The following is a 14835-nucleotide window of genomic DNA, read 5'->3' on the forward strand; positions in this document are numbered from 1 at the left end:
GCCGGTCCTGAGGGTGAGTTCCAGGCCGGCGGGCGTCAGATCGATGTCGGTGCCGAAGTCGACGGTGAGGGACAGGCATGACCCGGTCACGCCCGGATGCCAGACTCGCCTCCATGCGTCTCTTCGCCGCCGTCCTTCCGCCCGTGCACGCCGCCGACGAACTCGCCGCCGCTGTCGAGCAGCGGCTGCGTGGTCTCCCCGGGGCCGACGAGCTGCGGTGGACCGGGCTGGACGGATGGCACTTCACGCTCGCCTTCATGGGGGAGGTGGACGAGCGGCTCGTGCCCGAGCTGGGTGAGCGGCTGGAGCGGGCCGCGCGGCGGACCGGGGCGTTCACGTTGCGGCTGCGCGGCGGTGGGCACTTCGGCGGGCGGGCGCTGTGGGCCGGCGCCGCCGGGGGGATCGCGGAGCTGCGGCGGCTGGCCGAGCGGGCCGACGCCGCCGCGCGCCGGACCGGGCTGCCGATGGAGGAGCACCGTACGTACCGGCCGCATCTCACGCTGGCCCGTACGCGGACCGACACCGACCTGCGGCCGTACGCCGCCGCGCTCGACGGTTTCGAGGGCTCGCCCTGGGAGGTCGGGGAGCTGGCGCTCGTACGCAGCCGGCTGCCCGTGGCCGGGGTGCCGGGCGAGCGGCCCCGGTACGAGACGCTGCTGCGCTGCCCCGTCGCGAGGCCCGGCGCCGAGCCCGGCGTCAACCCCGGAGCCGAGGGCCGTTAATCTCGACGCGTGGACCCCAAAACCCGGAACCGGATCATGGCCGGCGCGCTGGTGCTGATGTTCGTCATCGTCGCCGTGGCGGCGGCGTTCGGCTGACCCGGGGCCGACGGCCGAGGCGCGCCCGGCAGACCGCCGGACGCGCCTCCTGCTGATCGCTCACCGCCGCCCGGTCACTACCAGGCGAACGCCTCCGGCGACGGCCCCGTACCCGGGAAGATCTCGTCCAGCGAGGCCAGCACCTCGTCCGACAGCTCCAGCTCGATCCCGCGCAGCGCGGACTCCAGCTGCTCCGCCGTGCGCGGGCCGACGATCGGGCCCGTCACACCGGGGCGGGTGAGCAGCCAGGCCAGCGCCGCCTCGCCCGGCTCGATGCCGTGCTTGTCGAGCAGGTCCTCGTACGCCTGCACCTGCTCACGGATCTTGGTGTTCGCGAGCCGGTCGCCCGACCGCTTCAGGCTGCCGCCCTCGCGCTCCTTGCGGATCGCGCCGCCGAGGAGCCCGCCCTGGAGCGGCGACCAGGGGATGACCCCCAGGCCGTACTCCTGCGCGGCCGGGATGATCTCCATCTCGGCGCGGCGCTCGGCGAGGTTGTACAGGCACTGCTCACTGACCAGGCCGTACGAGCCCAGCCGGCGGGCGGTCTCGTTGGTCTGGGCGATCTTCCAGCCGGGGAAGTTCGACGAACCGGCGTAGAGGATCTTGCCCTGCTGGATCAGGGTGTCGATGGCCTGCCAGATCTCCTCGACCGGGGTGTCACGGTCGATGTGGTGGAACTGGTAGAGGTCGATGTGATCGGTCTGGAGCCGCTTGAGGCTGGCGTCCACCGCACGGCGGATGTTGAGGGCCGACAGCTTGTCGTGGTTGGGCCACGCGTCGCCCTCGGCCGCCATGTTGCCGTACACCTTGGTGGCGAGCACGACCTTGTCGCGCCGGCCGCCGCCCTGCGCGAACCAGGTGCCGAGGATTTCCTCCGTACGGCCCTTGTTCTCACCCCAGCCGTAGACGTTGGCGGTGTCGAAGAAGTTGATGCCGGCGCCGAGCGCGTCATCCATGATGGCGTGGCTGTCGGCCTCGTTCGTGAGAGGTCCGAAGTTCATGGTGCCGAGGACGAGTCGGCTGACTTTGAGTCCGGTGCGTCCGAGCTGCGTGTACTTCATGACTCCACAGCCAACGCCTTCGAGCGCCCTCGAAGCAAGGGTGAACCGGTGGTGGTGCGTACGCTGGATGGCGGGAGGCGCGTCGATGGCCGGTGATGAGGGGCGTGAGGAGGGCGGCGAGCCGCCCTGCATGCTGGAGCTGGTCTGCGAGGAGTGCGGGCGGCTGAACGAGGACCCGGCGCCGGTGGTCTGCGCCGAGTGCGGGTCGGCGCTCGCGCGGCCGGCCTGATCGACACGGCACGCCCCAGCGCCGTCACCCCAGCGCCGTCGCCCCACGGCCCGCCGAGCGGGCAGCGCGTCACGCGAGCCAACGGCCGCCAGCCGTACGGCGGTTCACGCCCGCCGACCCGCTCAGCCGTGCCCCGCCCCGTACCCGACTCGCCGCGCTGTCGCCGGGGCGTACGGTCCGCCCAGCCCCCACGCCTGGCACATCGCGTCCGCGAACGCCCCGGCGAGCAGATGCTCCCCCGAGGGGCCGGGGTGGGTCCCGTCGTAGGTGTCGCGGTGGATGTCGTACGACGCCGGGCGGGAGGCCGGCAGCAGCGGGGATGACGGTTCGTCCAGGTCGGCGACCACCTTGGCCGTCAGGTCGTTGAAGCGGTCGACCTCGGCGGCGAAGGCCGGGTCGGTGTACGCGCGGGTGTTGGGGATGACGGGCAGGGCCACGATCCGTACGCGCGGATTGGCCGCCCGCGCCTCGGCGACGAACTCCCGTACGTACCGGACCGTCTGGTCGCTGTTGGTGTAAAAGCCGAGATCTATCAGGCCGAGCGAGACGAGCAGCACGTCCGCGCGGTGCGCGGCGACCGCGTCGCGGATCACCGACGCCATGTGCTGCCAGCCCTCGCCCCAGCCCGCGAGATGCGGCCACGCCTCCGCGGGGAAGTCGGGGGCGCCGTACGCGTGCGAGAGCGCGGTGCCGGTGCGGGGGTCGTACAGGCCGGTGCGCGGGCCGACGATCGCGTACGGGCCACCGTAAGAAGCGTTCAGGTGCTGCCACATCCGGTAGCGCCAGGTGAGATCGCCGGCGCGGCCGATGGTCATCGAGTCGCCGACGAACATGAAACGCATCGGATCATCATCCCCGATCGTGGGCGGGCGGCCGAGCCCGGCCCGGGGATGGCAGTCTTGGGCCATGGTCAAGCTCAAGGTCAAGGGCATGTGTCGGTCCCCGCGTCCGTCCCGGCGTCCGTCCGCGCGTCTGTCCCCGCGTCTCGTCGGTGCCGCGCTCGCGGCGGCGGCGCTCGTCCTGTCCGTCCCGGCGGCGGCAGCCGCCGCCGACCCCGACCGGAGCTTCCGGATCACGGACCCGCGGATCACCGAGTCCAGCGGCCTGGCCGCCAGCCGTGCGCACCCCGGCGTCTACTGGACGCACAACGACCAGGACAAGCCCCGTATCTACGGCGTCGACTCCCGCACCGGCGAGACCGTCGCGACGATCACCATGCGCGGGGTCGGGGAGCCCCGCGACATGGAGGCGATCTCCGTCGGCGCGGACGGTGCCATCTACGTCGGTGACATCGGCGACAACCTGGGCGGCAGCTGGGACCACGTCTGGATCTACCGCTTCCCCGAGCCGAAGAAGCTCGCGGACGCGACCGTCGACGCGACGCAGTACACCGTGAAGTACGCCGACGGCCCCCGCGACGCCGAGGCGCTGATGGTCCACCCGACCACCGGCCGCGTCTACATCGCCTCGAAGAACGAGGACGGCGGCGGCCTCTACGAAGGCCCGGAGAAGCTGACCACCGGCGGTACGAACACCTTCAGGCGCATCGACGAGGTGCCGTGGGTGACCGACGGCGCGTTCTCGCCGGACGGCAAGGAGCTGGTGCTGCGCTCGTACTTCAGCGCGCGCGGTTACGAGTGGAAGAACGGCCGCCTGGGCGCGGACCACCGCGTCCGGGCCCCCGTCCAGGGCCAGTCGGAGTCGGTGACGTACACCCTGGACGGCTCGGCGCTGATGTTCGGCACTGAGGGCACGCGCAGCGAGGTCAACCGCGTCGACATCGACAAGGACGGCGGCTCCTCAGGGGGCGGGAGCGCGGGGAACGGCAGCGCGGGCGACGCCGCCGGGGACGACGGCGACAACATCACGATCGGGGCGGTGGTGCTCGTGGGCGCGGGTGTGCTGTTCCTGCTGTTCAGGCGCAAGAAGGGCGGCGCCTGACACGTCGTCTGACACGGCGCCTGACACGGCGTCCGTCGTCTGACGCGGCGTCTGACGCGCCGCCGGACACGGCCTAGCGGACACGCCCTAGCGCCGTGTGCGCTGCTCGACCAGCACCTCCAGGCCGTCGAGCAGGCGCTGGAGGCCGAACTCGAAGTGGTCGAAGTCCGGGCCGAACGCCTCCGGCGACAGCGCGGCCATCAGCGGGTACCGTCCGCTGGTCATCACCGTCGACAGCATCGGCTCCTGCGCCTGCCAGAACTCGTCGTCGCTGATGCCGGTCACCTGTTGCGCCTCGACGGCGTGCACCTGGGTGCGGGCGACCCCGGAGACGTAACCGCTGACCATGATGATCACGGAGATCAGCTCCGGGTCGGTCAGACCGGTGTCCTTGATCCCGGCGAGCATCGTCTCCATGCCGCCGACGGCGCCGGGGCCGAGGACGGGCCTGGTCTGGTTGACGGAGAGCAGCCAGGGGTGGGCCTGGTAGAGGGCGAGTTCGCCGCGGGCCGCCGTCTCGACGGTCTTCCGCCAGCCGGCGGCGGGGGCCGCGTCGGCGGGGCCCGGATCGGCCGGCCCGGCCCTCTCCGGCTCCGGCGCACGGGCGCCCTCGCCCTGGACGCGGTCCAGCATCAGGTCCACCAGCTCGGCCCGGCCGGGGACATGGCGGTAGAGCGACATCGTTCCCGCGCCCAGCTCCGTGGAGAGCCTGCGCATCGAGACCGCCGCGAGCCCTTCGGCGTCGGCGAGTTCGATCGCGGCGGTGACGATCCGGTCGAGCGTCAGCCCCGGTTTCGGGCCCCGGGTCGCCCGCTCGCCGGTGCCCCACAGGAGTTCCATGCTGCGTGACACGTCGCCGCTGCCGCTGCTTTCCGTCGTCGTCATGGCCTCAGCGTAGTGGGCCGGGCATTAATTGAGTACTCTGTACGCTCAATGGGTACACCGTACTCAATTCTCTGGAGGTGCGATGACCGACCACGCCGTGCGGGCCGAGGCGATCCGCAAGCGTTACGGGGACACATACGCGCTCAACGGCTTCGACCTCGCCGTACGCACCGGAACGGTGCACGGCCTGCTCGGCCCCAACGGCGCGGGCAAGACCACGGCGGTGCGCGTGCTCGCCACCCTCCTCAGGCTCGACGGCGGACGCGCCACGGTCGCCGGGGTCGACGTGGGCCGCGACCCGCGCACCGTCCGGAGCCTGATCGGGCTCACCGGGCAGTACGCGGCGGTGGACGAGGTCCTCACCGGCCGGCAGAACCTGGAGATGTTCGGCCGTCTCTTCCACCTCGGCGGGCGGCGGGCCGCGCTGCGCGCCGGGGAACTGCTGGAGCGGTTCGGCCTGGAGGACGCGGCCGGCAAGGGCGTGAAGGAGTACAGCGGCGGCATGCGGCGCCGGCTCGACCTCGCCGCGTCGATGATCCTCGCCCCGCGCGTGCTGTTCCTCGACGAGCCGACGACCGGACTCGACCCGCGCGGTCGCGGCGAGGTCTGGGACGCGGTACGGGCGCTGGTCGCGGGCGGTACGACGGTGCTGCTCACCACGCAGTATCTGGACGAGGCCGACAAACTCGCCTCGCACATCACGGTCATGGACCGGGGACGGGCCATCGCGGACGACACCCCGGCGGAGCTGAAGAACACCGTGGGAGGCGATCTGATCGAGGTCGTCGTGCGCGAGGCGTACGAACTCGCCGAGGTCGCCGAGGTGGTGGCGCGTGTCGCGGGCTCGACGCCCGGGACGGACACCGAGGCGCGCCGCGTGCACGCGCCGGTCAGCGACCGGGTGGCCGCGCTGACGGAGGTGGCACGGGAGTTGCGGGACCGGGGGATCACGGTGGAGGACATCGGCCTGCGCAGGCCGAGCCTGGACGACGTGTTCCTGCGGCTGACGGGGCACCGTACGGAACCGGCACACGCCACGACGACGGAGAAGACCGAGGTGGCGGCATGACGACGCCGGTCAGCCTGGCCCCGCAGGGCACGCACGGCCGCGCCTACTGGGCGGTGGCCGACTGCTGGAATCTCGTACGCCGCAGCCTGACCCACTATCAGCGTCAGCCCGCCTTCATCCTCTGGACCCTGGGCTTCCCGCTCGTGTCCGTACTGCTCTACGGCTATGTCTTCGGCAGCGCCATGAAGGTGCCGGGCGGCGGGGACTACCGGGAGTTCCTGATGCCGGGCATGTTCACCATGACGATGGCCTTCGGCTTCATGAACACGGCGACCGCGTTCGTCACCGACGCGGGCAAGGGCGTCCACGACCGCTTCCGGTCGATGCCGATGGCGCCGTCCGCGGTGGTCACCGGGCGGGGCGTCGTGGACCTGATCACGGCGGGCGCGGAACTGGTGATCCTCGCACTCACGGCCCTGGTGATCGGCTGGCGCGCGGACGGCGGCCTGCTCGCCTCACTGGCCGGCTTCGGCCTGCTCCTGCTGCTGCGTTTCTCGCTGATCTGGGTGGGCGTCTGGCTCGGCCTGGTGGTCCCCGGCCCCGAACAGGCGGGCAGTCTCTTCGCCGTCGCCTTCCCGGTGACGATGATCTCCAGCGTCTTCGTCGCCCCGTCCCTGATGCCGGACTGGCTGGGCGTGGTCGCGGCCTGGAACCCGGTGTCGGCGACGGTCACGGCGATCCGCGAACTGTTCGGCAACCCGGTGGCGAGCGGCGGCAGTTGGCCGGAGGAACACGCGCTGCTGCTGTCGGTGGCGTGGCCGCTGGCGATCACGCTGGTGTTCGTGCCACTGGCGGTACGGAGGTTCCAGCGGCTGAGCCGGTGAGCGTCAGGTGCTTTTCTTGGTCTCCCCGGCCCGGAGGACGGCCGACACGTCGAGTTTCACCTCGGCGCCGATGGACTCGGGGAGGACGACCTGCTCACCCGGTGCGTGGATGCGGTGGCTGGCGTAGTCGCCGGAGACGGGATCGGTGAGGACGTGCAGCCTGCCGTGCTTGCGGTCGACGATCACATAGACGGGGATCTTGGCCTCGGCGTAGGCGGTGACCTTGTTCCGCAGATCCTGCTGGTAGTTGTTGGAGGTGACTTCCAGGACCAGCCGGAAGACCGCCGGGGCGTAGCAGTTGTACTCGATCAGATGCTCTTCGAAATCGGCGTCGACAAGAGCCAGATCCGGGATGGCGAAGTCCTCCGAACCGGCCGACAGCCACAGCCCCACGTTCTGGAGGACTTTCGATTCCTGGCCGTGCGCGCCGACGGCGAGGAAGGGAATCATGACGTCCGTGAGGACCGACGCGTGGTCGCCGTCCGGGGGTGGGGCCACGGTGATGACGCCTCCGATGATCTCGACGCGGAAGCCGGGAAGCTGCTCCATGAGGCTGTCAGCCGTCTTCAGCTGGCTTTCCTCCGAGCTGTCCCAGGGCTGCTCGGCTGCTGCGGCAGACATGCGGGCCTCCTGATGGCTGGTGTCGAGACCATCATCGTAGGCCGGGACCGCCCGATACGTCGTGAGCGTGATCATTCACGCGTAAGAGTGACAGCCCCCGCCGACACCGTGAAAGACGTACGCCCCGGCCCGGTCGATGCTGACCGGGCCGGGGCGTACGGGGATGACGCGGGTGTGTCAGAGCTTGTCGATCACGTAGTCGACGCACGCCGTCAGCGCCTCGATGTCCGCCGGGTCGATCGCCGGGAACATCGCCACGCGCAGCTGGTTGCGGCCCAGCTTGCGGTACGGCTCCGTGTCCACGATGCCGTTCGCGCGCAGGACCTTGGCGACCGCCGCCGCGTCGATCTCGTCCGCGAAGTCGATCGTGCCGATGACCTGTGAGCGGTGCGCCGGGTCGACCACGAACGGGGTCGCGTACTTGGACGACTCCGCCCAGCCGTACAGCGTGCGCGCCGACGTGGCCGTGCGGCCGGTCGAGAAGTCGAGACCGCCCTGGGTGTTCAGCCAGGTCAGCTGCTCGTTCAGGAGGAAGAGCGTGGCGAGCGCCGGGGTGTTGTACGTCTGGTTCTTCAGCGAGTTGTCGATCGCCGTCGGCAGCGAGAAGAACTCCGGCACGTGCCGGCCCGAGCCGTGCACGCGCGCCGCGCGCTCCAGCGCGGCCGGCGAGAAGACGCCGATCCACAGGCCGCCGTCGGAGGCGAAGGACTTCTGCGGGGCGAAGTAGTAGACGTCGGTCTCGGCGATGTCGACCGGCAGGCCGCCCGCGCCGGACGTGGCGTCGACCAGGACCAGCGCGCCCTCGTCGGCGCCCGCGACCCGCTCGACCGGCGCCGCGACACCGGTGGAGGTCTCGTTGTGCGTGAGCGCGTAGACGTCCACGCCCGCCTCGGCCGCCGGGTCCGGGTGGCTGCCCGGGTCGGACGAGATGACGGTCGGCTCGGCCAGCCACGGGGCGAGCTTCGACGCCTTCGCGAACTTGGACGAGAACTCGCCGAAGCTCAGATGCTGGGACTTGTTCTCGATCAGACCGTGCGTCGCGATGTCCCAGAAGGCGGTGGAGCCGCCGTTGCCCAGGATCACCTCGTAGCCCTCGGGGAGCTGGAACAGCTCGCGCACACCGTCGCGCACCGCGCCGACCAGGTTCTTCACCGGGGCCTGGCGGTGGGACGTGCCGAGGAGAGACGTACCGGTGGCGGCCAGGGCGTCCACCGCCTCCGTACGCACCTTGGAGGGGCCAGCGCCGAAACGACCGTCGGCGGGCTTGATGTCAGCGGGAATCTGAATATCGGCCACGGGCGGCAGCCTAGACGTTTTCCGTCGGCCGTCAGGGGTGCGGTTCACGTCGTGAGACGTGGTGCGGCGGGGGCGGCGGGGCATGCTGGGGGGATGGCTGAGAACAAGCAGCGGCAGGGCAGGACTTCCGCGGAGGCGGCGGCGGTGGGCACCGCGCTGGCGAGAGACCTGGCCGGCGCCGTCCGTGGCGAGGTCGACTTCCGCGCCGCCGCCCGTGCCCTGGTCACCATGGACGCGTCCAACTACCGCCGCGTCCCCGTCGGCGTCGTCGCCCCCCGCGACGCGGCGGACGTCGCGGCGGCCCTCGACGTCTGCCGTGAACACGGCGTGCCCGTCGTGCCGCGCGGCGGCGGTACGTCGATCGCGGGCAACGCGACCGGCGTCGGAGTGGTCCTCGATCTCACCCGTCATTTTCGCTCGATCGTGTCGGTCGACGCCGAGGCGCGTACCGCCGTCGTGCAGCCCGGCGTCGTCCTGGACCGGCTGCGCGACCATGTCGCACCGCACGGTCTGACCTTCGGGCCCGATCCGTCCACGCACAGCCGCTGCACGATCGGCGGCATGATCGGCAACAACTCGTGCGGGTCGCACTCGGTCGCGTGGGGGACGACCGCCGACAACGTCCGGGGGCTGTCGGTCACCACGTACGGCGGCGCGGACCTGCGCCTCGGCCAGGGCTGGGACGGCGCGCCCGCCGGGCTCCGGCCCCTTGTCCAGGACAACCTCGCGCTTCTGCGCACCGGTTACCCCACCGGCCTGCCGCGCCGTATCTCCGGTTACGCGATCGACGCGCTGCTCCCCGAGAACGGCACCGACCTCGCCCGCGCCTTCTGCGGCAGCGAGGGCACGCTCGGCGTCGTCACGGAAGCCGTCGTACGACTGGTCGAATCGCCGCCCGCGCGGGCGCTCGCCGTCCTCGGCTACCCCGACGAGAGCGCGGCGGCGGAGGCGGCTGCCGGGCTGCTGCCGTACCACCCGCTGACCGTCGAGGGCATGGCCGACGACCTCGTCCCCGGCCCGCACGACCTGCCGCGCGGCGGCGCCTGGCTCTTCGTGGAGACCGGCGGCGCCACCGCCGCCGAGGCCCGCGCGCACGCCGAGAGTGTCGTGCGCGCCGCCGACGCCCTGGACGGCACGGTCGTGACCGACCCGGCCGGGATGCGGGCGCTGTGGCGCGTACGGGAGGACGCGTCGGGCACCGCGACGCGCAGTGCCGACGGCGGCGAGGCGTGGCCCGGCTGGGAGGACTGCGCCGTACCGCCCGCCCGACTCGGCGCGTATCTGCGGGACTTCCGCGCGCTGCTCGCCGAGCACGGGCTGCGCGGCACGCCGTACGGGCACTTCGGCGACGGATGCATCCATGTCCGCATCGATTTCGACCTGTTGAGCACGGAGGGGGTGCGGGTCTTCCGCCGTTTCTCCGAGGACGTCGCGCGGCTCGTCGTGGCGCACGGCGGCTCGCTCTCCGGCGAGCACGGCGACGGGCTGGCGCGCTCGGAGCTGCTGCCGACGATGTACGGGGACGAACTGACCGCGCTCTTCGGGCGGTTCAAGGACGTGTGGGACCCGGCGGGCGGTATGAACCCCGGCTCGATCGCCCGGCCCGCCCGGCTGGACGAGAACCTGCGCTTCGAGGTGCTGCCCCGCGAGCGCGTAGAGGTCGCCTTCGCCTACCCCCACGACGGCGAGGTGGACGGGGTCGTGGGCGGGGACTTCTCGGCGGCCGTACGGCGCTGCGTCGGCGTCGCCAAGTGCCGTGTGGAGGGGCCGAGTTCGGGCCCGGGGGTGATGTGCCCGTCGTTCCGCGCGACCGGCGACGAACAGCACTCCACGCGCGGGCGCGCCCGGCTGCTGCACGAGATGCTCGCCGGTGAGCTCGTCACGGACGGCTGGCGCTCGACCGAGGTCAAGGACGCGCTCGACCTCTGCCTGTCCTGCAAGGGCTGCCGCAGCGACTGCCCGGTGGGCGTCGACATGGCCACGTACAAGGCTGAATTCCTGCACCACCACTACCAGGGCCGGCGGCGGCCCGCCGCGCACTACGCGATGGGGCGGCTGCCGCGCTGGCTGCGGGCGGCGGCGCCGTTCGCGGGTGTGCTCAACGCGGGCGTGCGGGTGCCGGGCGTGGCCGCGCTGGCCAAGCGGATGGCCGGGATCGCCCCGGAGCGCTCGATCCCGCGCCTGGCGCCGCAGACGTTCACCCGGTGGTTGCGCGGCCGGCGGCGGGGGCCGGTGGCGGACCCGGCCGTGGTGCTGTGGCCGGACACCTTTACGGAGCACCTGTCGCCGTCGGTGGGCCGGGCGGCGGTCGAGGTCCTGGACGCGGCCGGGGTGAGCTTCACCCTGCCGCCCGGCCAGGTGTGCTGCGGCCTGACGTATGTCTCCACGGGCCAGCTCGACCAGGCCCGCACGGTCATGCGCCGCACCCTGGACCGGCTGGAGCCGGCGCTCGACCGGGGCCTGCCCGTCCTGGTCCTGGAGCCGAGCTGCGCCGCCGCGCTCAGGACCGACCTGCCGGAACTCCTCGCGGACGACCCCCGCGCGGCCCGACTCGCCGCGTCGGTGCGGACGTTCGCCGAGACCCTGGAGGAGTGCGCCCCCGACTGGCAGCCGCCCCGCGTCGACCGCCCGGTCGTGGGCCAGACCCACTGCCACCAGCACGCGGTCCTGGGCGACGCGGCCGACCGCCGGCTGCGTGAACGGGCGGGTCTCACGGGCGAGTTGAGCGGCGGCTGCTGCGGTCTGGCGGGCAACTTCGGCTTCGAGAAGGGCCATTACGAGGTCTCGGTGGCCTGCGCGGAGGACCAGCTGCTCCCGTCGGTCCGAGCGGCGCGGGACGGGGCGGAACTCCTGGCGGACGGCTACTCGTGCCGTACACAACTGGACCAACTGGCGGCGGGCGGCGCCCGGCACCTCGCGGAGGTCCTGGCCCAGGCGCTGGAGCCGCCGGCGCCGGCCGGACGCCCCGGGACGGACACCGCCCCGGACGCGCCCCAGGGAGTGTGACGCGGGTCACTGGAACTGTCCTTGAGGTGCCGGACAGTTCACTGAGGTGACCACAGAATTGCGAGCTCGAATCAGGGACGGCGACGCCGACGCCTTCGCGGAGATCTTCGACTCCTACGCGCGCGCCGTCTACAACCATGCCTACCGGCTGACGGCTGACTGGTCCGTCGCGGAGGACGTCATGTCGGAGACGTTCATGGCGGCCTGGCGGATGCGGGAGAGGGCGGACGCGGACGGGGGATCGCTGCGCCCGTGGCTGCTGGGCGTCGCCACCAACGTCGCCCGCAACCACTTGCGGAGCAACCGGCGTTACCGCGCCGCGGCGAACGCCGCCGCGGCCGACGCCGAGCGGGGCGCGCTGGAGGCGCCCGACCACGCCGGCCAGGTCGCCGGCCAGGTGGACGACCGCAGACGGCTCGCCGCCACCATGCGCGCGCTGGCCTCGCTGAAGCCGCTCGAACGCGAGGTGCTGGTGCTGTGCCTGTGGGAGGGCATGCAGTACGCCGAAGCGGCGACCGCCCTGGACATCCCCGTCGGCACCGTACGCTCCCGGCTGTCCCGCGCCCGCAAGAAGCTGGCCAAGCGCGCGGACGCCGAACTCGCCGCGGAGAAAAGGGAACTCGTCGCGCCGGCTCGACAGGTAAGAGGAGACCGCGCGACCGCGGTCCGGTCCACACGGGAGGGAAACCGATGAACACCGATCGTTCACCGCACCCGGCCGAGTGGCGGGAGACCGAGGGTCTTCTGCCGCCGGCCGAGCGGGATCTGCCGGTGGGCCGCCACGAGTTCCACAAGGAGCGTCTCATGGCCCAGATCCACGACGAAGCCCGCACCGCCACCACCGCCCGCGCCGCGGCCCCCGCCGCCGCGCCGATCCGCCCCCAGGCGCGGCGCGCCTGGTTCCGGCGCCCCGTGATCGTCATGCCCCTGGCGGCGTTCGCCCTGGCCGGGGTGATCGCCACCGGCACAGTCATCGCCGGACAGGGCGGTGACGGCGGGGACTCCGTCGCCACCGGGCCGGTGCTGACCACCGACGTCGGCAGCGCCACCGCCGGCGGCACCGGCGCCCTGCTCGACCGGATCTCCCTGGCCGCCGCCGAGTCCCCCGCGCCGGAGCCCGGCGCCGACCAGTTCCTCTATGTCGAGTCCACCACCGCCGACACCTACGTCAGGACCACCGGCGACAAGCACACCGTGGTGAGCGACAAGCCGCACCGCCGCCAGGTCTGGCTGTCGCCCGACGGGCACAAGGGATGGCTGATCGAGTCCGGCACCGGCGCCGAGGGCGGCGAGACGCTCGACTCGCAGGAGGATTCCACCTCGTCGTGGAACAACCTCAACAAGCTGCCCACCGACCCCGACTCGCTGCTCAAGAAGGTGTACGCGGAGAGTGAGGGGCAGGGCAACAGCCCCGACCAGGCGGCGTTCTCCGCGATCGGGGACCTGCTCGGCGAGACCTACCCGCCCTCCGGGCTGGAGACCGCGCTGTACAAGGCCGCGGCGAAGATTCCCGGCGTCGTCAAGGTGGACAGCGCCGTCGACGCGGCGGGACGCGAGGGCATCGCCGTGGCGCGCCTCGACGCCGTCAGCGGTGAGCGGGAGGAGTGGATCTTCGAGGAGAAGACCCTCGACTTCCTCGGCACCCGGACCGTGAAGGTCACCGAGGGCGAGAACCCGAACGCCGAGGACCGGCTGATCAAGCCCGGCACCGTCACCCACACCAGCGCCGTGACCGCCCGCGCCGTTGTCGACGGCATCAAGGAGACCCCCACCCAGGCCGGCTGAGCACACCACCGGCCGGGGCACCCACCCGCCGACCTGATCATTCGTCACACGTCCACCGAGGCGGGACCGGCCCGACGGCCGGTCCCGCCTCGGCGTCGGCGGGGCCGTACGGGACGAGGCGGCGGGGCCTACCGTAGGAGACGGACGCGGCGAACGGCGTGTTTCCAAGTGCAGTATGTTAGATCCGGTAGTCCATTGTGCTGCCCTAAATGATCTGGAGGAGGTCCCCGGTGGATGAGCCGCGTACCGCAGCCGTAGGCGTTGCCGCCCCGGAGGCCTTGGCCGCCACCGGGGCGGGTGAGGGCCGTGGGGGCGGTGAGGCGGGGAGGCCGGGGCGGGCGCTCGGGCCCGTGGCTCTTGTCCTCGGGGGTGTCGTCTCCGTGCAGTTCGGCGCCGCCATCGCCGTCCTGCTGATGCCGCGCGCCGGCGCCGTCGGTGTGGTGACGCTGCGGCTCGTGCTCGCGGCCGTCGTGCTGCTCATCGTCTGCCGGCCCAAGGTCCGCGGGCACTCGCGCGCCGACTGGGGCACCGTGCTCGTCTTCGGTGCCGTCCTGGCCGCGATGAATCTGCTCTTCTACCAGGCCGCCGACCGCATCCCGCTGGGCGCCGCCGTGACCCTGGAGGTCCTCGGACCGCTCACCCTCTCCGTGGTCGCCTCCCGCAGGCTCGGCAATCTCCTGTGGGCCGGGCTCGCGCTCGCCGGTGTCGTGCTGCTCAGCGGGGGCGGGTTCGACCGGCTCGATCCGGTGGGCGCGGCCTTCGCCGTCGGGGCCGGGGTGATGTGGGCCACGTACATCGTCTTCAGCGCCCGGACCGGGCAGCGCTTCCCGCAGGCCGACGGGCTCGCGCTGGCCATGGCCTTCGGCGCCGTGCTGAGCCTGCCGCTGGGCATCATGGAGGCCGGTTCGAAGCTGGTCGTGCCCTCCACGGTCGGGCTGGCCCTCGCGGTCGCGCTGCTGTCGTCCGTCCTGCCGTACACCCTGGAACTGCTCGCCCTGCGCCGGCTGCCCGCGCCGACCTTCGCGATCCTGATGAGCGTCGAGCCGGCCGTCGCCGCCCTGGCCGGTCTCCTCCTCCTGAGTCAGGGCCTGTCCTTCACCGACGCGCTCGCGATCGCCCTGGTCATCGCGGCGAGCATGGGCGCGGTCCGTACGCGGGCGGGCGCGCGCAAGGCCGAGCGGCGCCGCCTCGGCGAGCTGACGGATTGAAGGACCTGAGGGACTTGGGGGACTCGGAGAGCCCGGAGGGCCTGAAGGACCCGGAGGAGTAAAGCAAGCACGCTTGCTTGTTTCTATGGGCG

The 14835-nt window shown here is 72.2% G+C and carries 14 protein-coding genes; 9 read left to right on the top strand and 5 right to left on the bottom strand.

The annotated features are described in order from the left end of the window. The first annotated feature begins 113 nt into the window (after positions 1–113). A complete protein-coding gene (gene thpR / locus ACFYNU_RS12465) occupies positions 114–722 on the top strand; it encodes an RNA 2',3'-cyclic phosphodiesterase (protein WP_356587095.1) in 609 nt (202 codons plus the stop codon). A gap of 173 nt (positions 723–895) precedes the next feature. Here thpR and ACFYNU_RS12470 read toward each other — a convergent pair whose 3' ends face one another. Further along, positions 896–1879, bottom strand: a complete 984-nt coding sequence (locus ACFYNU_RS12470; RefSeq protein WP_356587093.1) for an aldo/keto reductase — start codon at positions 1877–1879, stop codon at positions 896–898. 85 nt (positions 1880–1964) lie between these two features. On the opposite strand from ACFYNU_RS12470, the gene ACFYNU_RS12475 reads away from it, so the two are divergent. Beyond that, a complete protein-coding gene (locus ACFYNU_RS12475; RefSeq protein WP_356587458.1) occupies positions 1965–2108 on the top strand; it encodes a hypothetical protein in 144 nt (47 codons plus the stop codon). 122 nt (positions 2109–2230) lie between these two features. Here the strand turns inward: ACFYNU_RS12475 and ACFYNU_RS12480 are convergent, their stop codons facing one another. Further along, complete coding sequence (locus ACFYNU_RS12480; protein ID WP_356587091.1) at positions 2231–2950, bottom strand: GDSL-type esterase/lipase family protein; 720 nt, start codon at positions 2948–2950, stop codon at positions 2231–2233. 64 nt (positions 2951–3014) lie between these two features. Here ACFYNU_RS12480 and ACFYNU_RS12485 point away from each other — a divergent pair, with 64 nt between their 5' ends. Continuing rightward, positions 3015–4049, top strand: coding sequence for a WD40 repeat domain-containing protein (locus tag ACFYNU_RS12485; RefSeq protein WP_356587089.1), 1035 nt, complete (start codon positions 3015–3017; stop codon positions 4047–4049). 87 nt (positions 4050–4136) lie between these two features. On the opposite strand, the gene ACFYNU_RS12490 is transcribed toward ACFYNU_RS12485, so the two are convergent. Further along, positions 4137–4934: a TetR/AcrR family transcriptional regulator gene (locus ACFYNU_RS12490; RefSeq protein WP_356587087.1), complete on the bottom strand. Its 798-nt coding sequence runs from the start codon at positions 4932–4934 to the stop codon at positions 4137–4139. Between the two features lie 82 nt (positions 4935–5016). On the opposite strand from ACFYNU_RS12490, the gene ACFYNU_RS12495 reads away from it, so the two are divergent. Together ACFYNU_RS12495 and ACFYNU_RS12500 are read left to right on the top strand one after the other, a co-directional pair. Further along, positions 5017–6003 (top strand): ATP-binding cassette domain-containing protein, encoded by a 987-nt coding sequence (locus ACFYNU_RS12495; RefSeq protein WP_356587085.1) that lies wholly within the window; start codon positions 5017–5019, stop codon positions 6001–6003. Then, positions 6000–6827 carry an ABC transporter permease gene (locus ACFYNU_RS12500; RefSeq protein WP_356587082.1) on the top strand — a complete coding sequence of 276 codons (828 nt, stop codon included), beginning with the start codon at positions 6000–6002 and terminating at the stop codon, positions 6825–6827. The genes ACFYNU_RS12495 and ACFYNU_RS12500 overlap by 4 nt, the downstream gene beginning before the upstream one ends. Before the next feature lie 3 nt (positions 6828–6830). On the opposite strand, the gene ACFYNU_RS12505 is transcribed toward ACFYNU_RS12500, so the two are convergent. Further along, the gene (locus ACFYNU_RS12505) at positions 6831–7448 is read right to left on the bottom strand and encodes a Uma2 family endonuclease (protein ID WP_356587080.1); all 618 of its coding nucleotides are present in this window, start codon (positions 7446–7448) and stop codon (positions 6831–6833) included. A gap of 177 nt (positions 7449–7625) precedes the next feature. Beyond that, entirely contained in the window at positions 7626–8744 is a 1119-nt protein-coding gene (gene serC, locus ACFYNU_RS12510) for a phosphoserine transaminase (RefSeq protein ID WP_356587078.1), read from the bottom strand. A 93-nt stretch (positions 8745–8837) separates the two neighbouring features. On the opposite strand from serC, the gene ACFYNU_RS12515 reads away from it, so the two are divergent. The 4 genes from ACFYNU_RS12515 to ACFYNU_RS12530 all read left to right on the top strand — a co-directional run bounded on the left by ACFYNU_RS12515 (position 8838) and on the right by ACFYNU_RS12530 (position 14743). Next, entirely contained in the window at positions 8838–11750 is a 2913-nt protein-coding gene (locus ACFYNU_RS12515) for an FAD-binding and (Fe-S)-binding domain-containing protein (protein WP_356587076.1), read from the top strand. A 46-nt stretch (positions 11751–11796) separates the two neighbouring features. Continuing rightward, entirely contained in the window at positions 11797–12444 is a 648-nt protein-coding gene (locus ACFYNU_RS12520; RefSeq protein ID WP_356587074.1) for an RNA polymerase sigma factor, read from the top strand. Next, positions 12441–13535 (top strand): CU044_5270 family protein, encoded by a 1095-nt coding sequence (locus ACFYNU_RS12525; protein WP_356587072.1) that lies wholly within the window; start codon positions 12441–12443, stop codon positions 13533–13535. The genes ACFYNU_RS12520 and ACFYNU_RS12525 overlap by 4 nt, the downstream gene beginning before the upstream one ends. 230 nt (positions 13536–13765) lie before the next feature. Further along, positions 13766–14743 (top strand): DMT family transporter, encoded by a 978-nt coding sequence (locus tag ACFYNU_RS12530; protein WP_388766021.1) that lies wholly within the window; start codon positions 13766–13768, stop codon positions 14741–14743. Positions 14744–14835: the final 92 nt, after the last annotated feature.

Origin of the sequence: Streptomyces sp. NPDC006643, assembly GCF_042870175.1 — a bacterium.
In the GTDB taxonomy this organism is placed as follows: domain Bacteria; phylum Actinomycetota; class Actinomycetes; order Streptomycetales; family Streptomycetaceae; genus Streptomyces.